We start from the raw sequence: 22,463 nt of genomic DNA on the forward strand, positions 1-22,463 counted from the left end.
TAAACAATATCTAATTGAAAATCGATTTCGATTAGCTCCTTTCTTATTTAGAATTATTATAACAAAGGTATTTTAAAAAAGAAAGTAAGAAATTTGAAGGGATTTTTAAAGAGTGGGGATAAAAGCAGTCTGGGATTGAGATGGCGGCGATTTGAGGATTTTTGAAATAATTTTGAACATAAGAAAAGCACAGTTATTCATAGGAATATTCTGTGCTTCTCAAATTTGTGCAGGCGGCTTATCACTAAAAAGTGGGGTTGATGTCCGTTCCGGCTGGGCGCTTTCCTAAGGGCCAGTCTTCACTTCAATCAACTGACATACGTTTTAATAAATGTCATACCTAACTTTTGGTGATAAGCCATAAATTATTAAGTTATAAATTCGTTTTTGCAGTATGGCTGACGCTATGCGTACTCCACAGCTTAAAAACTAGTTATGCTATTCAACGTAACGCTTTTATTAGAATACTCGTTCTGCGTGTAGAGCAAGTTTTTCTAGGGATGATTTATCTACATCTGCGTGTAGTGAGTTACCGTGAGAGTCCATTGTTACAACAGCTGTAAACTTCTCAACGTTTAAATGCCACATTGCTTCTGGAATACCGAATTCCATTAGGTCAACGCCTTCAACACCTTTAATGCAGTCTGCATAGTATTGTGCTGCACCACCGATTGCATTTAAGTAAACACCACCGTGCTCTTCTAATGCAGCAAGTGTTTTTGGTCCCATACCGCCTTTACCAATTACAGCGCGGATACCGAATTTTTTCATGATGTCACCTTGGTATGGCTCCTCACGAATAGAAGTAGTTGGACCAGCTGCTTTTACTGTCCAGTTGCCTTCTTCGTCTTTTGCCATTACAGGGCCACAGTGATAAATAACTTGTCCATTAAGATCAACTGGAGCATCATGGCTCATTAAGTGATGGTGAATTGCGTCACGGCCAGTGTACATACGACCAGTAATTGAAACAACGTCACCAACTTTTAGAGCACGAATTTGTTCTTCAGTAATTGGTGCAGTAAGTTCTACTACATCTGTAGTAGTATCTTCTGTTGTTGCTGCAACTTCATCTTCTTTAAATGTAATTTTTTCGCCTTCTTGGTAATGCCAGTTAATAATTTCACCAGTTTGAGGATTGATGTCCACAGCCATACGACGGTATGCCCAGCAGTTATAAGCTACAGATACGTAGAATGATGCAGGGATACGGTGCATAACACCAATTTTACAGCCAAGTAATGTTGCTTCACCACCGAAGCCCATTGTACCGATACCAAATGTGTTTGCAGTTTTCACAACATATTCTTCTAATTTAGCAAGATCAGAATTTGGATTTGTATCTTCCACATGACGGAATAACTGTTCTTTCGCTAAGTCGTAACCAGAAGAGCGATCGCCACCGATACCTACACCGATGAAACCAGCTGAACAGCCTTGTCCTTGTGCTTGGTATACTGAGTGAAGGATACATTTACGGATACCATCTAAATCACGACCAGCGCGGCCAAGACCTTCAATCTCACATGGTAGGCTATACTGAATGTTTTTATTTTCACAGCCGCCACCTTTAAGGATTAATTTAATTGTAATATAGTCTTTTTCCCATTGTTCGAATTTCATAACAGGTAGACCGTCACCTAGGTTATTACCGCTGTTTGCACCTGTTAACGAATCAACCGCATTTGGACGTAATTTTGCATCTGCAGAAGTATCGATAATAGCTTTTTTAATAGCTTCTTTAATTTCTAATTGATTTACACCGACAGGAGTATAAATTTTGAATGTTGGTAGACCAGTATCTTGACAGATTGGTGATACATTATCTTCTGCCATAATGATATTATTTGAGATTGTGTCTAAGCTCATTGCAGCACGAGTACCTGAATTCTCGGCTTCTTTAGCTTTCTTAATAGCACGACGTACGTCTTTTGGTAGATTTGTAGACGTTTCAGTAATTAAATCGTAAAGACTTTTCTCCAAAGTTTGGATATTCATTTGGTATTGCCCCCCATAGAAAATTTGATTATTTCCACGTTACATTATACTCTTTTCAACTAATGAAAAAAAGAGTTCAACTCATTGTGGTTGGAATTATAGGTCTATTCTCAAAAAGAGGAAATTTAAATGTGAAATTATGTTATCTGCCGTTGAGGTGTTAGAAGATAATGGGAGCGGATCACTTTTGGAGCCGAGCTGATCAAATCACCATAAAGATTGCTCGAGAAGAACATTCGTTCTATAATAAATTTAAATTTCCTTTAGGAGGTAATAATATGAAGTTACTTAATTTACCCGAAGCATTTGAACAATATCGGTCTGTAATAGAGGAAACGATACAGCCTACTGTATTTATTGAAACGGAAGAACGAAAAACATCTTTATTTGAAAGTAAGTTTGCGGGTGATCCGTATTTTCCGCTGTCAATGGAATATCCGAAAAGTCCTGAAGGGCAGCCATTAAAATTACTAGCACAAATTAATTTTACAGATGTACCTAGGCATTTACCAAATTTCCCTGAAGAGGGAATCTTACAGTTTTATATTGATGGTTATGATGATGTTCTAGGGATAGATTTTGATAATGGTCAAAATCAGGAGGGTTTCTGCGTCATTTTCCACGAACATATTGTCAGTGATGAGTCGCAGTTAGTACAAGACTTCTCATTTGTTGAAGTGAAAGAAGAAGAATTTTTCTTTCCAGTGGAAAAAGAAATGGCATTGTCTTTTGGAACAAGCTATGAACCATTATCAGCAAATGACTTTAGAAGTGAAAAACTATATGCGAAGATCCTTGCTAATATAGAAGACAATGATAATTTAGTAGACTCATTTTATGAAACTTTAAATAGTTCAGGTCATAAAATTGGAGGATATCCATTCTTTACCCAAGAAGATCCAAGAGCATATGGCGACTATACAGATTCAACAATTTTGTTGCTTCAGATTGATAGTGTAGGGGAACAAATTGTTTGGGGGGATGACGGGGTCGGCAATTTTTTCATCACAGAGGATGAGCTGAAACGTAAAGATTTTAGTAAAGTTCTATATAATTGGGATTGCTACTAGCCGGAAATGGACAAGAAAAAAAGCAAGTGGATATATAGCTTTCCACTTGCTTTTATATAGCCTCCGGACGCAATTACGCCAAGGCGAAATTGATTAGTAGTTATTGTTCACGAGCATTAAATTGCTCCATTTTGTCTTCTAAATCATCCATCATTTGAATTAAACGATCGATATCCTCTAATTCAGTTGTTTCAGGATCAATTGCATCTAAAACTTCTAAAAACATTTCAAGACGCTCTTTTAAGTAGTTCATTTGCTGTTTTTTATCAGTGATTGGATTTGACATACATACACCTCATTTCATCCCCTTCATCTTAGCTGATTTGGGACTAAATTTCAATGTTTAGGCAAACACCTAGGACTTAGAGATTATTTTGTAAAAATCAATAGACAGAATATTTACAATATTGAAGGTGTGTGTTAAATTAATATTAAGAAAAAGTAAAGGAGCTGATTAAAAAAAACAAAAGAACTCTAACTCGAAAAGGAGGGAGTTTAAACAAGTACTCGGCGATGTAAAAGTCGAAATTCGTGTTTATACAATTAAATGGAGATAAGTATTAGTTAGGCCTTAGCGTAAAATCACATGTGGTGAGCGCTAAGGCTTTTTGTTATGCTGTTATTTGATAGAATGACTTGATGTTGGAGGAAATGATGACATACTTCTCAGATTACAACAAAAAAAGATTTGCCATTCTAGTGTTAATTGTATCTATTTCAGGTTTTTCACAAGGGATGCTTTTACCGTTAATTTCAATTATTTTCGAACGTGATGGAGTTTCCTCTGCGTTGAATGGATTGAACGCAACAGGTCTATACATAGGAACTTTATTGATCTCACCGTTTATCGAGCAGCCATTACGAAAATGGCGCTACAAACCAATTATTTTAATAGGCGGTGCACTTGTCTTCGCTTCACTGCTTGCATTTCCTTTATGGAAGAGTGTGACCTTTTGGTTTACCCTCCGCTTACTCATTGGAATTGGGGATCATGCATTACATTTTGCAACACAGACGTGGATTACAAGCACAACGGATCATAAAAGCTTAGGAAAAGGTATGTCCATTTACGGCTTGTCCTTTAGTACAGGTTTTGCGGTCGGTCCTTTGATGGTGAAACTTATACAAGTTTCAGAAGCATTACCGTTTATTGTGTCCTCGATTATGTGCTTATTGGCATGGGCTTTTGTCTTCCTTCTACAAAATGAAAAACCAGAGCGATTAACGGGAGACTTACATGCAAGGGGTTGGCATCGTTATAAAATGGCTATCGCATTCGGGTGGATTGCATTTTTAGGGCCATTTGTTTATGGGTTTTTAGAATCCTCTTTAAATGCTTTGTTCCCAGTTTATGCGTTACGTAAAGGTTTCGATGTGAATATGATTCCTATTATTTTATCAGTCTTTACATTTGGTGGGATTTTGACACAAGTACCACTTGGAGCTATAGGGGATAAATTAGGACGACGCAATGTCTTGATGATAGGCTCATTTGGTGGGGCTGTTATTTTTGGCATTGCAAGTTTTGTAGAACATTCACAAATGGCAGTAGCCGTAGCATTTTTCTTTACAGGTACATTAGTCGGTTCGATGTTTTCGTTAGGTATTACCTTTATGGCTGACTTAACACCAAAGGAGCTACTACCAACAGGAAATCTGCTTTGCGGTATTGCTCTTAGTATCGGTAGCTTAACAGGGCCATTTTTAGGAGGCGTTTATTTAGAATATGTAAATTACAGCTTCCTTTTATTAGTGGCGATGCTTTTGCTAGCTATAGCCATTGTTTTACTAGTATTTGGGCGAAAAAAAATAAGCGACCAGTGTCGATGTAAGGGGCATTGTCTTTTGGAATGATCCTTGAAGCGGAAAAAAGAGAGTCAGCTCGGAGACTTTTGAGCAACGTATAATTTTGGACAAAATAAAAGAGCGGGGCTCATCTCCCGCTCATAAAACAAAAAACGCCCAGCAAATCCGTGCTGTTATGGCGTTCTTTGCGTGACAAGGATGTTCCGTCCAAGTCACATAGGTTTGGCACCTAGAATGATATTATACAGACAAGTAAACATAAAATCAAATAATATTTGTAGATAGTAATATTTGGACTTTGGATTTCTACCTCTATATAATAGAAGAACACTAACTAAGATACTAATTATAATGAGGAGATTAACACATGGCAGAATATAAAAAATTATCGATCCACCGTGCATTAACAGAATTAAAGATGCTAAATCACCGCATCGAAGCAGCAACGCATGAAGTTAGTTCAGTGTTAGCTAATCGTAAAAGCAATAGCAAAATTAATGGTGTAGAGATTCAAGAATATGAAAAGCAAATGCAAGCCTCATACGATAAAGTAGTTAGCTTAGTTGACTATCGCAACCGAATTAAGGCGCTAGTTGTACAGTCCAATGCTAAAACAAAAGTAATAGTGGGAAAAGAAGAAATGACTGTAGCAGAAGCGATTGAACGCAAACAGTCCATTCAATATGAAAAGGAACTGTTAGAAGTTATGCAACAGCAATATCGTTCAGCGATAAATACGGTTGCAAAAGAAAACGATGCGTTGCCTGGAAAGCTAGAAACGTATTTAGTTAATATATTAGGAAATAAAGATAAACAATCTCCAGAAGAAGTAAAATTACATACAGAGACATTTATGAAAAGAAACGAGTACGAGTTAATTGATCCGATGAATGTTAAAAAGAAAATCGAAGCGATAAGTAATCGAATTGAAGAATTTGAATCAGAGGTCGACGCTGTATTATCAGAATCAAACGCAACTACATTTATTGAAGTGCAAGCCTAACAAAATATGCATGGCCTAGCGAAAACGGAAAACGATAAATCGCTCGCGCTTCAAGACATGTGTGCGAGTTAAAACCAGAAACATGTCTTACTACAATGGATAGTTCAAATAATCGGAGATAAAAGCTCAAAGATTAAAGTTAAAAGTCCAAAGTTTACGTTTCAAAGTTCTTTCGTATTAAAGCTAAAAACTTAAAGCATAAAATTCTTTTAAATCCTGGGCTACTGGTTAAGGTGTTGATTTCTCTGGACCGTCCGTCATCCACCAGGCAGCTAGAGCTGTGCAATACATATAAGGCGTCTCTTAATTTTAGAAGACGCCTTTTTTCTGTTTAATTCTCTTTTAGAATTTTTAAAGGGCGTCTCTCATTTTTTGAGGACGCCCGTTTTTATTACTTATTTTTCAACACAAGCTTCGCCACGCACTCCACTTGTGCGGTTTGTGCGAACATATCCACCGGCTGAATATACTCTACATCATAAAACTTCGATAATTCGTTTAAATCCTTCGCCAAAGTTGATGGATTACACGATGTATAGACAAAGCGCTTCGGTTTTAGCTTCAACACTGTGCGGATGAATTCTGGTGCTAGACCTGTGCGTGGTGGGTCAACTGTAATAACATCAGGTGTAAATCCTTCCTTGCGCCATTTTGCTAAAACACTTTCTGCAGTACCGACTGCGTATTTTGTATGCTTGAAGCCATGGTTACGTGCATTTTTACGTGCATCCTGAATGCTTTCTGGAATAACGTCCATTCCACGAACTTCTTTTGCTTTGTCAGCTAGCCATAAACCGATTGTTCCAACACCGCAGTAAGCATCAACAACTGTTTCTTTGCCTGTTAATGCTGCTGCTTTTTTAATTTCATCGTAAAGATGAACGGTTTGTGTTGGATTCAGTTGGAAAAAGGCACGAGCTGATAAATCAAAGGCTAATTCTCCAAGCTCCTCATGAATCGTTTCCTTGCCATCGAGGACAATCGTTTCATCGCCAAAGATTAACGATGTTTTCTCACGGTTAATATTTTGGGCAATCGAAACGATACTTGGGTCGATTTTTTTAATACGTGCAATGAGTTCTGCCTGATGTGGAATTTCTTTACGTGTTGTAACGAGCACGACTTGTGTTTCACCAGTACGAATCCCAGTACGTACTACAATCGTACGCACTAAGCCATCAAGCGTACGGCCATCGTAAATAGTAATATTCAGTTTTTGTAAAATTTTACGCGTTGCCACTGTGATTTTTGATGTAACCGGATGTTGAACAAGGCAATCGTTGATGTTCAGTAACTTGTTACTACCTTCTGCAAATAGCCCTGCATAGACACGTTTACCCTCTTTACGTACTTGATACTGACTTTTGTTACGATAATTCCATGGATTATCCATCCCTAAAGTTTTGCGAACTTCAACTGTATTAGCTAAAGGCTTAGCATAACGTTCTAATGCTTGAATTACGATATCATGCTTTTCGATTAGCTGTTTTTCATATGTCATATGTTGAAGCTGGCAGCCGCCACATTCGTTGTAAACTGGGCATGGTGCTTCCTGACGATATTTTGAAGCTTTACGAATAGTTACTATTTCTGCTTCAGCAAAGTTTCGCTGTGTTTTAGTTACTAGTGCTGTAATTTCTTCACCAGGAATAGCGCCTTTTACGAATACAACATTACGCTTATAAAAGCCTACTCCTTCGCCATTAATACCAAGTCTTTTTATTGTTAGAGGAAATTTTTGTCCAACTTCCATTGATGTTTGTTGCGTCAAGCGTTCCACGTCCCTGTTCTTTTAATATCATCTCCCCATTATAACTAAGGAGTAGACGATTGCAAAGCGACGGGAAGATCTTCATGTTCTAAAACTAAATCGTCAAGGGATAAAAATGTATAGCCTTGTTTTTTCGCTTCGGCAATAAACCTTGGGAGAGCTTCAGCGTTATCCTGTGCAACAGTATGCATTAATATTACGGCACCAGGGTGAAGCTGTTCCATTAATGCATTATACGCATAATCTGCGCCACGACGTACATCCCTTTCCCAATCCTTAAAGGCAACGGACCAGAAAATATGACGGTAGCCTTCAGCATTTCCGACCTCTAATAATTTTGCGTTAAATATACCTTCAGGTGGACGAGCGTATGTTGTACGTTCAATACCCGTCAATTCACGTAACTTATCATCGAGTTTCTTCCATTCACTACGCATACCATCTGGCGTAAGCCTCGCCATATTTGGGTGCCCCCATGAATGGTTGCCGATAGTATGTCCATCTTTAACCATGCGTTTTACTAAATCAGGGGCACTTTCTAAATAATGACCAGTTAAAAAGAAGGTAGCTGGTGCGTTTTCCTTCTTCAATGTATCCAAAATGCTTTCCGTGAATCCATTTTCATATCCGTTATCAAAGGTTAAATAAGCAACTTTTTTATCTGGCTTACCTTTATAAATTGCACCATACTTCTCAAGTAGCTGATCAAGCTGTGCCCCAGCCTCAGCTGGTTCACCGTTTTTCGCTCGCTTTAATCCCCAATGGTATTCATCAGAGCTAGCAGCCGAATATGGATTAAAGCTAATTGCCGCGGCAATAATAAAAGTAGCGATGACCGCTCCTACTATATGCTGTTTCCACATAAAAACGCATCCTTTCTTTTTCATTAGAATGCGTGTTTTTTAAAAAATTATCCTAGTTGAAGTGCTTCTTTTAAATTAGGGAATTTAAATACAAAATGATGATGATGTTTTTCTAAAAAAGTAGGTAGTACATGGACCTTTCATTCATATAAATGTTTTGCTCTCTCTTTAATAATACCCGCGCGAAACGGGAAAATACTCGCGGAAGAGAAGTGAACACCCACGAACATAGAATATGCCTACGGGAAAAAAGCAATACCCGCGAAAAATGTTATAATGGTAAATGGTGAGGTGTTACTAATGCGTATTATTACGAAAATTGCACGTCAAAAAAACAATCCAGAACGTTATAATATATATTTGAACGAAGAATACGCTTTTCCTGTAGATGAGGCAATTCTCATTCAATTTGGATTAACGAAGGGAAAAGTGCTTGAGGAATTTGATATTCAAGAAATTGCCTATGAAGATGAGATTCGAAAAGCTTTTAATAAAGGGTTAAATTTTTTATCTTATCAAATGCGTAGCGAGCATGAAGTAAAGAAAAAGCTTCTCACGTTAGAATTTGGGGAAGCTGTTATTTTAGAGGCTATACAAAAGCTTAAATCATACGGCTTTTTAAATGATGAAACTTACTCCAAGGCATTACTTAATACGAAAAAAGCTACGATGAAAAAGGGGCCCAAGGCAATTAGACAAGACCTTATAAAAAAAGGAATTGATAAAAGCTTACAGGATGAGGTACTTGCTACGTACAGTCATGCGGAACAGGTGAAGCTTGCAACACAATTGGCTGAGAAGGTCATTCGATCGGAAAAAAAGAAAACACCAACACAAATAAAAGCTAAAATTCAAGATTTTTTAATGCGAAAAGGTTATTCTTTTAGTGTTGTAGATGATGTGCTAAGTCAAATAGAGATTGAACAAGATGAAGATGAATGGCAACAGCTACTTGCTGGACAAGGCGAAAAAGTTTGGAAAAAGTATTCATCGAAGTATACTGGTTATGAATTGAAAATGAAAATAAAGCAGGCGCTCTATCAAAAGGGGTTTCCTATAGAGGTTATAGATCGTTTTATAGAAGAGAAGGAGAATGAGGAATGAACGAAAAAAATTATGCTGCGATGTCAGAGCACGAATTACGTGAGGAAATAGCTATGATAAAGGAAAAGGCACGTAAGGCGGAGCAGCTAGGGATCATCAATGAATTCGCAGTATATGAGCGTAAGGCTTTAATGGCGGCTGCTTATTTAGTGGATTTAGATACAATAATTCCTGGAGAAATGTATCGTATTGACGGCTCTGAAAATGAATTTTTCCAAGTGGATTATTTGAAAGGACGCTTTGCTTGGGGACATCGCTTAGGGGGCGAAAAATACCAAGAGGCTTTACCTGTATCCATGCTATCTCCTGTAAAGGTGGGCAAATAAATGGATGAAAAAATTGAAAAACTAACTGCTGAATTACTTGCAAAAAACCCGCAAATGTCAGTAGGACGTGCACGAGTATGGATTGAGCTTTTATGGAGTGATTTTGAATCGACTTCTGCAAAAGCTGGCTACTCCTATCGTGGTGCTGATTACACTGAAAATTTAGTGCGTCAATTAATTACCAGCTACGGTGATAAACTGCATGCATTTGCAGGACGTAATCCCAAATACGCACGTTTACTTGATGCTAGTGATGATATGGTGCAATAACAAAACCCTGACCAATATTTGGTCAGGGTTTGCTGATGTTTAATTACTTGCGCCAACCTGTAATTTTTTCTGAAGTTTATCTTCGGTGAAAATCCAGCCTGTGTATGAAGTGATAATCTCATTGTCATCGTTTAAATGAGCGACAGCAACGAACGGATAGCGATTATCACTACGGTAACGCAGATCAATTAATCTTACTTCTGTTAAGCCATTATCGAGTTCTGAAATTTCCCAACGATACAATGGTGAGAATGACACGAAAGCAGCGAGATTGCGATCTTTCAATGCTATTTCGATAATAGGCGTTTTCGGTAAAGGTTTTATTTCGAATTTATCGTAAATATTCACAGTTCGCCCATAAGCGCGCCCAACGTAATAATGCGTTTTGGATTTTGCTGCAATTCGCCAGTGCAAGAATCGCATTGTAGGGGCTACTATGACATACTCTTCATCCTGTATGGTATTATGCACAGCGTTCTTTACAGCCTTTTGGACTGCAAAGCGTAAAATGTAGTAAACGATAATAATGAGATACATGATACTAAATGTCCAAACTGGATTTGCACCAAATGCCCAAAGTAAAATGCCAAGGCAATGTAGCGTAAAAATAATAGGATCAAATGTATTAATGACACCAAGTGCCACCCATCTTCTAGAGAATGGTCGAAGCGCTTGTGTACCATAAGCATTGAAAATATCAACAAAGACGTGAAGTGCTACTGCGAAAAATGTCCAAAGCCATAAATGAAACACATTTGCGTCTTGAATAATAAGTGCTAAAACCGCTGTAATTAAGATGGGCCAAAGAGCTACTGCTGGTAGTGAATGTGTAATTCCTCGATGATGTCGAATATAAACGGCGTTGTTGCGTAGTTTTAACACTGTATCGACATCAGGTGACTGTGAGCCAATGATCGTACCTGCCATTACTGCGGTAAAGGTCATTGAATGATCTGCTACAACGGGGTCGACTAATGCAAGACCGCCGAGGGCAATACCCATAACGAAATGTGTGCCTGAATCCAAAAATATCCACTCCTTGTATGCAACAAAAAAGAGTACAATTGCATACATGTATATTTCAATAATCCGTAATACCTGATATTTACTTTATTAAGACAGTCGTTTTAAAGCTGGAAAAATTTTGACGTTTTTTGTCGTTTCTGACAATGGTCTTTTCTTAATTGTATACTCTTTTTACCATAAATAAAATCGTAAAGACGCAGGAGGTCACTGTGAATTATCCATATGTAACAAAATTTCGACAATCTTTAGTCGCATGGTTTAATGTTGAGAAACGTGATTTGCCTTGGAGACATACTACGGATCCTTATAAAATCTGGGTATCGGAAGTGATGCTACAGCAAACACGTGTCGACACAGTTATTCCTTATTACAATCGTTTCATGGAAAGTTTTCCAACGTTAGAATTACTCGCGGAAGCTCCACAAGAATACTTATTAAAGCATTGGGAAGGCCTCGGCTATTATTCCCGTGCTCGTAATTTACAGGCAGGTGTTCGTGAGGTATTAGAAAACTACGGTGGGATAGTACCCGATAATCGCCACGAGATTTCAACATTAAAAGGCGTAGGCCCATATACTGCTGGAGCTATTTTAAGTATTGCCTATAATAAGCCCGAACATGCGGTTGATGGCAATGTTATGCGCGTTTTAAGTCGTGTGCTTAATATTGATGATGATATTGCAGCTCCAAAGACTAAAAAGATTTTTGAAGCGGCTGTTGAAGAATTGATAGATCCTAAAAATGCATCGTCCTTCAATCAAGGCTTAATGGAGCTGGGTGCACTTATTTGTACGCCAACTTCACCAAAGTGTTTATTGTGTCCAGTTCGCGAATACTGTACGGCTTTTAATGAAGGTGAGCCTGAAAAATTACCTATCAAATCTAAAAAAGTAAAGATGAAGCATATCACATACGATGTGCTTGTATGCCAAGATGACAAAGGTCGAATTTTATTGGAGCAGCGTCCTGCAGAAGGTTTACTAGCTAACCTATGGCAGTTTCCAATGCTTGAGCACGGTAAAGATTCAATAGATATTTTTATTAAAGATTATGCTATGAATGTTCAATCGCAACAGGATTTGTTAACATTTAAACATGTTTTTTCACATTTAACATGGCATATAAATAGCTATTTTATGAAATGCAATTCAGCAGTAAAGGGCGAATGGCTGACTCGAGAACAAATAGAATTATTACCAATGCCCGTTCCAATGCTGAAAATTTGGCAAGAAATTAAGGATTAATCAAGAAAATAAAATTTATAAAAATTTATGAGCATAAAATCATTCACCTCGGTACACAATAATGAGCGTGGAGGTGAATGAATAATGAAAAAGCAAAACAACAACCAAAATTTACAACCGAATAAAAACATGCAACGTCAAAGTCAAGAATTTGGTTATGAAACAGACGTTAATGAAGTGCAAAAGCAAAATGCTAAAGCGGAGCAAAATAAAACTCAAGATTCAGGTAACTTCAATAAAACTAACCAAGATCTTGGTGAATAACACTTTGTAATTGCATAATTGCATTTACCTCTAAGGAGCTGTCTAAAATCGAAAAGATTAAAAAGCAGCTCCTTTTTATTTTTTATATAGCAAGATGAGAAAATTGCTCGGGTAGGCAAGGAAACCGCTCAGGTAGAAAGAAGAACTGATCGGGTAGGCAAGGAAACCGCTCAGGTAGAAAGAAGAACTGATCGGGTAGCTGAGGAAACTGCTCAGGTAGGCCGGAGAATTGCTCGGGTAGCCAAGGAAACTGCTCAGGTAGAGCGAAGAACTGATCGGGTAGCCAAGGAAACTGCTCAGGTAGAAAGAAGAACTGATCGGGTAGCCAAGGAAACTGCTCAGGTAGAAAGAAGAACTGATCGGGTAGGCGAGGAAACTGCTCAGGTAGGCCAGAGAACTGATCGGGTAGCTGAGGAAATTGCTCAGGTAGAAAGAAGAACTGATCGGGTAGCTGAGGAAACTGCTCAGGAGAACGAAGAACTGATCAGGTAGCCCAAAAAATTGCGATCGGATGCGAGGAAGAACGGCTCTAATTCAGAAAAAAATCCGATTTGATATATAAGTAAAGCGAAAAAATTCCAATTGGGTTGTTGTTATGATAAAATCCGCTTCAAATTAACGAAATTTTGTACAGATTTAAAAGAGCGCAGGGAAATTTGTGGTTTTCTAACTACACCTTTCGCGTACACATTGCTATAATATACTAGAGACTGCTAGATTTAGGTAGCATAGACGAAAAGGTGGGCTTCAAAAATGGCAATACCGGTAGAAGGAGAAACGATACAAATACATAGTTATAAGCACAATGGCCGTATCCACCGTGTTTGGCAAGAAACAACGGTTTTAAAAGGAACGAAAAATATCATTATCGGTGCGAATGAACGGACACTTGTGACAGAATCCGATGGTCGTACTTGGCTAACGAGAGAGCCTTCTATTTGTTATTTCCATGCGGAGCACTGGTTTAATATCATTTGCATGCTACGTGAGGACGGTGTGTATTATTATTGTAATCTAAGCTCACCATTTGTTTTCGATAATAATGCCATTAAATATATTGACTATGATTTAGATATTAAAGTTTTCCCTGATCTGTCTTATTCACTCTTAGATGAGGATGAATATGAGCTACATCGTAAGGAAATGTCTTATCCAGATGTCATAGATAAAATTTTAAAGCGCAATGTCGATAAATTAATTAGCTGGATTCAACAAAAAAGAGGACCCTTTGCACCTGATTTCATCGATGCCTGGACGAGCCGTTATAAGTTTCAGCTCGATATGCAAGCAGATGATTGTTAGTTGCACCTATTAGTTTTACTAATGGGTGTTTTTTTATGTCTTCAACAATCGAATTGTAAAATAGTTAGTGATAAAGCTAAATTAAATGTACTTAAAACAAAATATTGCTATAATACGTTTGGGCATTCAGTTTGTGGATGTCTGTTTCTTTTTATGTATTACATAAGAGCGAGGCTTTTAAAATAAGGATGTGATAAAAAATTGGGTAGTATAAAGCGTTATATGAAATTTGTAAAACCATATACATGGGAAATTATTTTAACAATTTTAATTGGTATTGTGAAATTTGCGATTCCGTTATTTATCCCATTGCTCATAAAAATTGTGTTAGATGATATTATCGCTGCAGATCATCTAACGGATGCAGAGAAGACAAAAGAACTGTTTTATTGGTTAGGTGGTACGATCATTGTATTCTTTATTATTCGACCACCGATCGAGTATTACCGTCAATATTATGCTCAGCATGTCAGCAACAAAGTGCTTTTCGATATTCGAAAACAAATATATGCACATTTACAGCGACTAAGTTTAAGATACTATGCGAATACAAGAGCTGGCGATGTTATTTCAAGAGTGATTAATGATGTGGAACAAACAAAAAACTTTATCATGACAGGCTTGATGAACGTTTGGCTTGACCTTGCAACAATTGTTATTGCTATCGGTATTATGCTTGCCATGGATGTTAAGCTTACGCTAGTAGCATTAGTTGCGTTCCCATTCTATGGATTTAGTGTGAAGTACTTCTTTGGTAAACTTCGATCTTTAACACGTAAACGATCACAAGCGCTTGCGGGTGTGCAAAGTTATTTGCATGAACGTGTAGCTGGAATGAGCATTATTAAAAGCTTCACGCTAGAAAAGCATGAGCAAAAATTATTTGATGAAGCAAATGGTGAATTTTTAGAAAAGGCACTAGACCATACAAAATGGAATGCTAAATCCTTTGCGGTGGTGAATACCATCACGGATGTAGCACCTCTCCTAGTCATTGCTTATGCAGGTTATCAGGTTATTAATGGTCCACTTTCAGTTGGGACAATGGTAGCCTTTATCGCCTATATCGAACGACTTTATGGTCCACTTCGTCGTCTTGTAAGTTCATCAACGATGTTAACACAATCATTTGCATCAATGGATCGAATGTTTGAATTAATAGATGAACCTTATGAAATAAAAAACAAGGCAAATGCCTTAGAGCTACCACGAGTAAAGGGTGAAGTCCGCTTTGACAATGTGAACTTTCAATATGAAGAAGAGGGCTCACAAATTTTAAACAACATCAATTTCACGATTAACCCTGGAGAGACAGTAGCATTTGTAGGAATGAGCGGTGGAGGAAAATCAACGATCATAAGTTTAATTCCTCGCTTTTATGATACAACGAGTGGCGCAGTGACTATTGATGAATATGATGTACGTGATATATCATTACATTCTTTACGTTCACAAATTGGAATAGTGTTACAGGATAATATTTTGTTCAGTGATTCGGTAAAAGAGAATATTTTAATGGGTAAGCCAGAAGCTTCTGATGAAGAGGTTATTGCTGCTGCAAGAGCGGCAAATGCCCATGATTTTATTATGAGTTTACCAAATGGCTATGACACAAAGGTCGGGGAGCGCGGTGTGAAGTTATCAGGTGGGCAAAAGCAGCGAGTAGCAATCGCTCGTGTATTTTTAAAAAATCCTCCTATTTTAATATTGGATGAAGCAACCTCTGCTTTAGATTTAGAAAGTGAGGCACTTATTCAAGAATCATTGGATGTACTTGCACATGAACGCACGACCATTATAATTGCTCACCGACTTTCTACAATTACACATGCAGATAAAATTATTGTTATAGATCATGGACAATTAATTGAAAGTGGTACTCATGAGCAATTAATGCAAAAAGAGGGGACTTACTTCAATTTATTCCAGGTGCAACATTTAGATTGATACACCATGCTATAATAGAAAAAATCTGGCTTACCATCATAACGTGGGGTTGATTTCCGTTCCAGCTGGGCGCTTTGTAGCTGACGCTTTGCTTTCGCTACAGAAAACAATTGTTGCTGTCGCTTCGCTTTCGCACAGATAAAACATTTGCCGCTGACGCTTCGCTTTCGCGCAGAGCAGAGCTTCCTGGGGGCGTCCGATGAGCCGCTTCACTCGCGTTGCTCGCTGCAGGGTCTCGGGCCAACAGGATGTTGGTCACGAAGGCGTTATCACAGGACGTGATGCTTTTAGCCATCGTTCCCCTATGAGCTCGCTGCAGGGTCTCATCTGTGACGCTGATCCCCAAGGAGTCGCCCAGCTCACTCCAATCAACTAATAAAAGTAATATCCGTATTTTGGTAATGAGTCAATAATCTAAAAATAGCTTTCCGTTTAAACATAAACGGAAGGCTATTTTTTTGTTATATTATTAAAATATTATCGATTAATAAGACAATATTAATATAGAACTCGAACGATGTAGAAAATCTATGTTAATTGCAGAATAATAATGATTGAAAGAGCAGTAGTTTTTGGTTAGAATTATCTGAAAATAGGGAATTGAGTGATAGTGAATGTAATTAAGTGAAAATATGGGTAGGATGGGGCGATTGATCATGAGAAAAAAGCTGCTAGAAATAAAAGGTTTAAAGACAACCTTTTTTACAGATGATGGACAAATTCCTGCCGTAGATGATATCGATTTTTCTGTTCATGAGGGAGAAATATTAGGGATTGTAGGGGAGTCGGGAAGTGGAAAAAGTGTCACATCACTGTCCATTATGGGATTAATACCATCGCCACCTGGAAAAATAACAGGTGGTGAAATAGTATTAGATGGCAAAAACCTCGTAACATTATCTGATAAACAAATGCAGAAAATTCGTGGGAAAGATGTGGCAATGATTTTTCAGGAGCCTATGACATCCTTAAATCCTTTGTTTACAATTGGGGATCAGCTAAAAGAAGCGATTCGAATTCATAATCCAAAATGGTCGAAAAAAGAAGCATTTGCAAGGGCAATTGAAATTATGAAACTAGTAGGTTTACCACGAGCTGAGGAATTATTAAAAGATTACCCACATCAACTATCGGGAGGGATGCGACAACGGGTCATGATTGCGATGGCACTTGTCTGTGATCCGAAGGTATTGATTGCTGATGAGCCGACTACTGCATTAGATGTTACGATTCAAGCTCAAATCTTGCAGCTTATGAAAGATTTAAATAAACGTTTAAATACAGCTGTATTATTAATTACACATGATTTAGGCGTTGTTGCAGAAACATGCGAGCGAGTTATTGTGATGTATGCAGGTCAGATTGTAGAGGAGGCACCTATTCAGGAGATATTCGTTAATCCAAAGCATCCTTATACACAAGGGCTTATTAAATCTGTACCGGATATGCGTTATAAAAAGGACAATCTATACTCTATACCAGGTAGTGTACCTAAGCCTGGAAGTATTCAGGAAGGCTGTCGTTTTGCAGCGCGTTGCGAATTTGCGATGGACCGTTGTGTACAAGAAACACCACCTTTATATGAAGCAACAGAGCGGCATAAATCGAGATGTTTTTTACTAGAGAAACAGGAGGTGGAGCAACATGTCGAAAGTGTTGTTGAAAGTTGATGGTTTGAAAAAATATTTCCCCATTCGGAAGGGTGCTTTGAATACACAGGTTGGAGACGTAAAGGCAGTGGATGATGTTTCCTTTGAAGTTTTTGAAGGAGAAACATTAGGCATTGTAGGTGAGTCCGGATGTGGTAAATCAACGACTGGTCGACTTTTAATGCGATTGCTTGAGCCAACAGAGGGCGAGATTGAATTTGCAGGTAAAATGATTTCTGAATTATCGAACAATGAAATGCGCAAAGCCCGTAGAGATATTCAAATGATTTTCCAAGATCCTTATGCCTCTCTTAATCCTAGGCATAACATTGGGAAAATATTAGAGGAGCCTCTTATTGTTCATGGAATGGGTAATTCAAAGGAACGGAAACAGAAGGTATTAGAGCTTCTCGAAATTGTTGGGTTAAATGAATATCATGTGAAACGTTATCCACATCAATTTAGTGGTGGTCAAAGACAGCGTATCGGCATTGCCCGTGCTCTGATGACGAATCCACGTTTAATTATTGCGGACGAGCCTGTCTCTGCACTCGATGTGTCAATACAGGCGCAAGTATTGAATTTATTGCAAAACTTACAAAAGGACTTAAAGCTAACTTATATTTTTATTTCCCACGATTTAGGAGTTGTACGCCATATTAGCAATCGTGTAGGCGTAATGTATTTGGGGAAATTAGTGGAGCTGACAGCAAGTGAGGATTTATATGCTGAGCCACTTCACCCATATACTCAGGCACTGCTATCCTCGGTACCTGTTCCAGATCCTACGTTTGAACGTGAACAGCTCATTATTTCTGGAGATATTCCAAGTGCTTCGAATCCGCCAAGCGGGTGCACTTTCCATACAAGATGTCCATTTAAAAAAGAAGAATGCTCTCAAGTAGTTCCAAAAATGCAAGAAGTGAAACCGGGTCATTATGTTGCTTGCCATCTATATGATGCGATCCAACATTCAATGATATAAAAAAATTTAGGGGGAAATTCAATGAAGAAAAAGAAGCTTTGGACTTTGGGTGTAATGCTTATCCTTGTTCTTTCGACAATCTTAGCTGCTTGTGGTGGCTCAGATACTAAGGATGCGGGTAGTAAAGATACTTCAAGTGGTGGCGATAAAGCTAGCGGTGGACCAAAAACATTAGTATATGGTCGTGGAGCAGATTCCACTGCTCTCGATCCAGCGACAGTAACAGAAGGTGAATCGTTCAAAGTTACGGTTAACCTCTATGAGACTCTAATTAACTTTGGAGAGCAAGATGTAACATTGCAGCCAGGGCTAGCAAAATCTTGGGAACCTTCAGAAGATGGATTAACGTATACGATGCAACTTGAAGAAGGGGTTAAGTTCCATGACGGTACTGATTTTAATGCTGAAGCAGTCGTGAAAAATTTTGAGCGCTGGAAAGCTGGTGGTGCTGAAAAATTCCCATATTACGCCTCTCAATTTACAGTAGGTGGAAAGCAAGTAATTGAGTCGATTACTGCTGATGGTGATTATAAAGTTATCTTTAAATTATCTCAACCACAAGCACCATTCTTGAAAAATTTAGCGATGTCTCCATTTGCTATTGCTTCACCAACAGCATTTGAAAAAGATGATGAGGCACTTAAAGATCATCCAGTAGGTACTGGTCCATTTAAATTTGTAGAGTGGAAACGAAATGATTCCATCACAATTGAGAAAAACCCAGATTACCGTATTGCAGATTTGCCGAAATTAGATAAAGTTATTTTCCGTTCTATTCCAGAAAACTCCACACGATTCAATGAATTAACTAACGGTGATGTTGATGTAGTTGATGGCTTAAGTCCATCTGATAAAGCTTCCATCGAATCAAATGCAGATTTACAATTAATCGAACGTCCATCTATGAATGTTGGATACCTTGGATTAACTGTAACACGTCCACCGTTCGATAACGTAAAAGTTCGTCAAGCAGTAAATTATGCAATCGATAAGCAAGCATTAGTAGATGCATTTTATGAAGGCTTAGGTGAACCAGCAAAAAATCCAATGCCGCCATTAGTTGCAGGCTACAACGATGACACTAAAGGCTATGAATATGATCCAGAAAAAGCAAAAGCATTATTAGCTGAAGCTGGCTATGATGGTAAAGAAATCGAGCTATGGGCAATGCCTGTGCCACGTCCGTACATGCCTGATGGTCAAAAAATTGCGGAAGCCATTCAGAAGAATTTAGCTGATGTTGGTATGAAATCTAAGATTGTAACGTTTGAATGGGCTACGTATTTAGATAAGGCGGAAAAGGGAGAGGCGGATGCGTTCTTACTTGGTTGGACAGGTGATAACGGAGATGCGGATAACTTCCTTTACACTTTATTAGACGGAGATAATATTCATTCTAACAACTATACATTCTATGACAACCAAGAAGTGCACAAACTATTAGTTGCAGCGCAAACTGAAATGAATGAGGACAAGCGTAATGCCCTTTACAAGCAAGCACAGGAGATTATCTCTAAAGATGCACCATGGGTTCCAATTGCTCACTCTACTCCAATTTTAGCTGCTAACACTAAAGTTACAAACTATATTGCACATCCAACAGGTTCTGACCGTTTAGAAGCGGTTGATATGAAGTAGGCTTAAAGGGCTATCTTGAACAGGTTTTAATTTAAATTTTAAAGAATCTGCTTGCTTTCTGCGGGTAAGCCGTAGGAATCTAGCGGATTCTTTTTACAAGCTAGAGGTATTTTTTTCTGTATGAAAGACCAATCATCTAAACGATCAATTATGCCTCGACATAATTGCGTCCGGAACCGTTTGGTGAAGGCTGACCCTTTCTACAGTATGTGTAAAGACTTCAATGCTTTTCATACAAAAGTATATTATGAAAATAACAGAGGGGTGAAGAAAATGCTTCACTATATGGGAAGACGTTTATCTCAATTAATCCCAGTTTTGCTTGGAATGACTTTTATCGTTTTCATGTTAATTCGTGCAATTCCTGGTAATCCAGCACAAGTAATTTTAGGACAGCAGGCAACGAAAGAAGCGGTCGAAGCGTTAAACGCAAGTTTAGGATTAAATAAGCCGTGGTATACACAATATTTTAGTTATTTAGGTGGCATTTTTCAGGGGGATTTAGGAGTATCATTACGTACTAAATTACCTGTATCAGAGGAAATTTTCCCGTATTTAGCGGCAACAGCTGAGCTAGCGCTATTTGCCATGGTTATCGCAGTGATTGTTGGAGTAAATGCAGGCATTATTTCTGCATGGTTTCAAAATTCTTGGTTCGATTATGTGGCAATGGTAGTTGCTTTAATCGGGGTGTCTATACCCGTTTTCTGGCTTGGCTTAATGGAACAATGGGCTTTCAGTAATCAGCTTGGCTGGTTCCCGACATCTGGGCGAGAAGATGTGCGAGATCCAATAACCGCCATTACTCATTTTTATTTACTGGATACGTTAATACAAGGCCGTTTTGAGCAATTTACTGAAGTATTAAAGCGATTAGTATTACCGGGTATAGCTCTTGCGACAATACCAATGGCGATTATTGCAAGAATGACTAGGTCGTCTATGCTTGAAGTAATGCGCTCTGACTATGTACGTACCGCTAGAGCAAAAGGGCAAAAAATGTTTATTGTTGTTTATAAGCATGCCTTGAAAAATGCAGTTATCCCGGTATTAACAGTAATCGGTTTGCAAACAGGGTTACTGCTAGGTGGTGCCATTTTAACAGAGACGATTTTCAGCTGGCCTGGAATTGGTCGTTATATTTATGATGCCATTGGCTTCCGTGACTATCCTGTTATTCAATCAGGTATTTTAGTAATTGCATTTATTTTTATCATGATTAACTTAATTGTGGATTTACTGTATACGGTGATAGATCCACGGATTAAATACAAATAGAGGGGAGCAGCGATAATGACTGGAGCGATAGATATAAAAACAGCAGCACCAAGTCGTGAACGAGCGGCAGGTCCTTGGAGAGAAGGCTGGCGTAGCTTTAAAAAGAGCAAAATCTCCCTAGTAGGTGCAGGCATTGTACTATTTTTTATTATACTTGCTATATTTGGCTCGATGATTGCTCCTGAAGGAATTAATGAACAAAATCTTTCGAATCGTTTATTAGCACCGTCAAGTGAGCATTGGTTTGGAACAGATGACTTTGGACGGGATATTTTCTCTAGAGTTATACTTGGAGCTAGTATTTCTTTGAAGGTAGGCTTTTTTTCGGTTATTCTTTCTGTAATTGTAGGTAGTTTCCTTGGCATTATTGCGGGTTATTATGGAAGATGGATTGATACGATAATCTCGCGTATTTTTGATATTCTGTTAGCATTCCCTAGTATTTTACTTGCTATTGCAATAGTAGCAGTACTAGGACCATCATTACAAAATGCATTGCTTGCCATTGCCATTATTAACGTGCCGAATTTTGGGCGCTTAATTCGTTCGAAAGTATTGAGTGTTAAAGAAGAGGAATATATTGTAGCAGCAAAGGCTATCGGAATGCGTGATTCAAGGATTTTATTCTCACATATTTTGCCAAACTCAATGACGCCAATCATCGTACAAGGAACGCTAGCGATAGCGACAGCGATAATTGAAGCGGCGGCATTAGGCTTCCTTGGATTAGGAGCTCAAGCACCAGCGCCAGAATGGGGTAAAATGCTTGCGGATTCCCGTATCTATTTATTAAAGGCTCCGTGGACGATGATTTTCCCAGGTTTAGCTATTATGTTTACGGTTCTTGGTTTTAATCTAATGGGGGACGGCCTACGTGATGCGCTTGACCCGAAAATGAAAAGCTAATACAAAAGAGCGA

20 protein-coding genes are annotated in these 22,463 nt (G+C 38.3%); 15 read left to right on the forward strand and 5 right to left on the reverse strand.

What is annotated here, in order from left to right; all coding sequences use genetic code 11:
* Positions 1 to 459: 459 nt before the first annotated feature.
* Entirely contained in the window at positions 460 to 1,998 is a 1,539-nt protein-coding gene (locus ABH966_RS13795) for a fumarate hydratase (protein ID WP_370079318.1), read from the reverse strand.
* Positions 1,999 to 2,276: 278 nt separating this feature from the next.
* Between ABH966_RS13795 and ABH966_RS13800 the strand changes: the two genes are divergently transcribed.
* Complete coding sequence (locus tag ABH966_RS13800) at positions 2,277 to 3,068, forward strand: YwqG family protein (protein WP_370079320.1); 792 nt, start codon at positions 2,277 to 2,279, stop codon at positions 3,066 to 3,068.
* Between the two features lie 100 nt (positions 3,069 to 3,168).
* Here the strand turns inward: ABH966_RS13800 and ABH966_RS13805 are convergent, their stop codons facing one another.
* Entirely contained in the window at positions 3,169 to 3,354 is a 186-nt protein-coding gene (locus ABH966_RS13805; protein ID WP_049668848.1) for an SE1561 family protein, read from the reverse strand.
* Positions 3,355 to 3,722: 368 nt separating this feature from the next.
* Here ABH966_RS13805 and ABH966_RS13810 point away from each other — a divergent pair, with 368 nt between their 5' ends.
* Together ABH966_RS13810 and ABH966_RS13815 are read left to right on the forward strand one after the other, a co-directional pair.
* Positions 3,723 to 4,922: an MFS transporter gene (locus tag ABH966_RS13810; RefSeq protein WP_370079323.1), complete on the forward strand. Its 1,200-nt coding sequence runs from the start codon at positions 3,723 to 3,725 to the stop codon at positions 4,920 to 4,922.
* Between the two features lie 319 nt (positions 4,923 to 5,241).
* Positions 5,242 to 5,877: a hypothetical protein gene (locus tag ABH966_RS13815; RefSeq protein ID WP_370079325.1), complete on the forward strand. Its 636-nt coding sequence runs from the start codon at positions 5,242 to 5,244 to the stop codon at positions 5,875 to 5,877.
* Between the two features lie 391 nt (positions 5,878 to 6,268).
* Here the strand turns inward: ABH966_RS13815 and rlmD are convergent, their stop codons facing one another.
* Positions 6,269 to 7,648, reverse strand: a complete 1,380-nt coding sequence (gene rlmD / locus ABH966_RS13820) for a 23S rRNA (uracil(1939)-C(5))-methyltransferase RlmD (RefSeq protein WP_370079327.1) — start codon at positions 7,646 to 7,648, stop codon at positions 6,269 to 6,271.
* Positions 7,649 to 7,692: 44 nt separating this feature from the next.
* On the reverse strand, positions 7,693 to 8,511 hold the full coding sequence (locus ABH966_RS13825; RefSeq protein ID WP_370079329.1) for a polysaccharide deacetylase family protein: 819 nt from the start codon (positions 8,509 to 8,511) through the stop codon (positions 7,693 to 7,695).
* Between the two features lie 300 nt (positions 8,512 to 8,811).
* Here ABH966_RS13825 and recX point away from each other — a divergent pair, with 300 nt between their 5' ends.
* From recX to ABH966_RS13840, 3 genes are read left to right on the forward strand one after another with little or no spacing between them, the layout of a single operon-like run.
* Positions 8,812 to 9,615, forward strand: coding sequence for a recombination regulator RecX (gene recX / locus ABH966_RS13830; RefSeq protein WP_370079331.1), 804 nt, complete (start codon positions 8,812 to 8,814; stop codon positions 9,613 to 9,615).
* Positions 9,612 to 9,941, forward strand: coding sequence for a YfhH family protein (locus ABH966_RS13835; RefSeq protein WP_053483069.1), 330 nt, complete (start codon positions 9,612 to 9,614; stop codon positions 9,939 to 9,941). Before recX ends, ABH966_RS13835 begins: the two co-directional genes overlap by 4 nt.
* Positions 9,942 to 10,211, forward strand: coding sequence for a YfhJ family protein (locus ABH966_RS13840; RefSeq protein WP_370079333.1), 270 nt, complete (start codon positions 9,942 to 9,944; stop codon positions 10,209 to 10,211). It begins immediately after the preceding gene.
* A 39-nt stretch (positions 10,212 to 10,250) separates the two neighbouring features.
* On the opposite strand, the gene ABH966_RS13845 is transcribed toward ABH966_RS13840, so the two are convergent.
* Entirely contained in the window at positions 10,251 to 11,237 is a 987-nt protein-coding gene (locus tag ABH966_RS13845; protein ID WP_370079335.1) for a metal-dependent hydrolase, read from the reverse strand.
* 209 nt (positions 11,238 to 11,446) lie between these two features.
* Here ABH966_RS13845 and mutY point away from each other — a divergent pair, with 209 nt between their 5' ends.
* The 9 genes from mutY (at position 11,447) to nikC (ending at position 22,450) form a co-directional block, all read left to right on the forward strand.
* Positions 11,447 to 12,481 (forward strand): A/G-specific adenine glycosylase, encoded by a 1,035-nt coding sequence (gene mutY / locus ABH966_RS13850; RefSeq protein ID WP_370079337.1) that lies wholly within the window; start codon positions 11,447 to 11,449, stop codon positions 12,479 to 12,481.
* A gap of 84 nt (positions 12,482 to 12,565) precedes the next feature.
* The gene (locus tag ABH966_RS13855) at positions 12,566 to 12,745 is read left to right on the forward strand and encodes a gamma-type small acid-soluble spore protein (protein WP_370079339.1); all 180 of its coding nucleotides are present in this window, start codon (positions 12,566 to 12,568) and stop codon (positions 12,743 to 12,745) included.
* A 753-nt stretch (positions 12,746 to 13,498) separates the two neighbouring features.
* Entirely contained in the window at positions 13,499 to 14,047 is a 549-nt protein-coding gene (gene ntdP, locus ABH966_RS13860; RefSeq protein WP_370079341.1) for a nucleoside tri-diphosphate phosphatase, read from the forward strand.
* Positions 14,048 to 14,248: 201 nt separating this feature from the next.
* Positions 14,249 to 15,994, forward strand: a complete 1,746-nt coding sequence (locus tag ABH966_RS13865; protein WP_370079343.1) for an ABC transporter ATP-binding protein — start codon at positions 14,249 to 14,251, stop codon at positions 15,992 to 15,994.
* 656 nt (positions 15,995 to 16,650) lie between these two features.
* Positions 16,651 to 17,664 carry an ABC transporter ATP-binding protein gene (locus ABH966_RS13870; protein ID WP_370079345.1) on the forward strand — a complete coding sequence of 338 codons (1,014 nt, stop codon included), beginning with the start codon at positions 16,651 to 16,653 and terminating at the stop codon, positions 17,662 to 17,664.
* Complete coding sequence (locus tag ABH966_RS13875; protein ID WP_370079347.1) at positions 17,639 to 18,628, forward strand: ABC transporter ATP-binding protein; 990 nt, start codon at positions 17,639 to 17,641, stop codon at positions 18,626 to 18,628. Before ABH966_RS13870 ends, ABH966_RS13875 begins: the two co-directional genes overlap by 26 nt.
* Before the next feature lie 21 nt (positions 18,629 to 18,649).
* Positions 18,650 to 20,266: an ABC transporter substrate-binding protein gene (locus ABH966_RS13880; protein WP_370079349.1), complete on the forward strand. Its 1,617-nt coding sequence runs from the start codon at positions 18,650 to 18,652 to the stop codon at positions 20,264 to 20,266.
* A 273-nt stretch (positions 20,267 to 20,539) separates the two neighbouring features.
* Entirely contained in the window at positions 20,540 to 21,544 is a 1,005-nt protein-coding gene (locus ABH966_RS13885) for an ABC transporter permease (protein WP_370079351.1), read from the forward strand.
* Between the two features lie 15 nt (positions 21,545 to 21,559).
* Positions 21,560 to 22,450 (forward strand): nickel transporter permease, encoded by an 891-nt coding sequence (gene nikC, locus ABH966_RS13890; RefSeq protein ID WP_370079353.1) that lies wholly within the window; start codon positions 21,560 to 21,562, stop codon positions 22,448 to 22,450.
* Positions 22,451 to 22,463: the final 13 nt, after the last annotated feature.

The organism is Lysinibacillus sp. RC46 (assembly GCF_041262385.1).
GTDB lineage: Bacteria > Bacillota > Bacilli > Bacillales_A > Planococcaceae > Lysinibacillus.

Excerpts from the sequence above, each read along its gene's own strand:
- ntdP (WP_370079341.1), top strand. The coding sequence starts at position 13,499 with ATGGCAATACCGGTAGAAGGAGAAACGATACAAATACATAGTTATAAG.
- ABH966_RS13870 (WP_370079345.1), top strand. The coding sequence starts at position 16,651 with ATGAGAAAAAAGCTGCTAGAAATAAAAGGTTTAAAGACAACCTTTTTT.
- ABH966_RS13805 (WP_049668848.1), bottom strand. The coding sequence starts at position 3,354 with ATGTCAAATCCAATCACTGATAAAAAACAGCAAATGAACTACTTAAAA.
- ABH966_RS13875 (WP_370079347.1), top strand. The coding sequence starts at position 17,639 with ATGTCGAAAGTGTTGTTGAAAGTTGATGGTTTGAAAAAATATTTCCCC.
- ABH966_RS13795 (WP_370079318.1), bottom strand. The coding sequence starts at position 1,998 with ATGAATATCCAAACTTTGGAGAAAAGTCTTTACGATTTAATTACTGAA.
- ABH966_RS13835 (WP_053483069.1), top strand. The coding sequence starts at position 9,612 with ATGAACGAAAAAAATTATGCTGCGATGTCAGAGCACGAATTACGTGAG.
- ABH966_RS13855 (WP_370079339.1), top strand. The coding sequence starts at position 12,566 with ATGAAAAAGCAAAACAACAACCAAAATTTACAACCGAATAAAAACATG.
- ABH966_RS13810 (WP_370079323.1), top strand. The coding sequence starts at position 3,723 with ATGACATACTTCTCAGATTACAACAAAAAAAGATTTGCCATTCTAGTG.
- ABH966_RS13825 (WP_370079329.1), bottom strand. The coding sequence starts at position 8,511 with ATGTGGAAACAGCATATAGTAGGAGCGGTCATCGCTACTTTTATTATT.
- ABH966_RS13885 (WP_370079351.1), top strand. The coding sequence starts at position 20,540 with ATGCTTCACTATATGGGAAGACGTTTATCTCAATTAATCCCAGTTTTG.
- ABH966_RS13880 (WP_370079349.1), top strand. The coding sequence starts at position 18,650 with ATGAAGAAAAAGAAGCTTTGGACTTTGGGTGTAATGCTTATCCTTGTT.
- recX (WP_370079331.1), top strand. The coding sequence starts at position 8,812 with ATGCGTATTATTACGAAAATTGCACGTCAAAAAAACAATCCAGAACGT.
- ABH966_RS13840 (WP_370079333.1), top strand. The coding sequence starts at position 9,942 with ATGGATGAAAAAATTGAAAAACTAACTGCTGAATTACTTGCAAAAAAC.
- ABH966_RS13815 (WP_370079325.1), top strand. The coding sequence starts at position 5,242 with ATGGCAGAATATAAAAAATTATCGATCCACCGTGCATTAACAGAATTA.
- ABH966_RS13800 (WP_370079320.1), top strand. The coding sequence starts at position 2,277 with ATGAAGTTACTTAATTTACCCGAAGCATTTGAACAATATCGGTCTGTA.
- nikC (WP_370079353.1), top strand. The coding sequence starts at position 21,560 with ATGACTGGAGCGATAGATATAAAAACAGCAGCACCAAGTCGTGAACGA.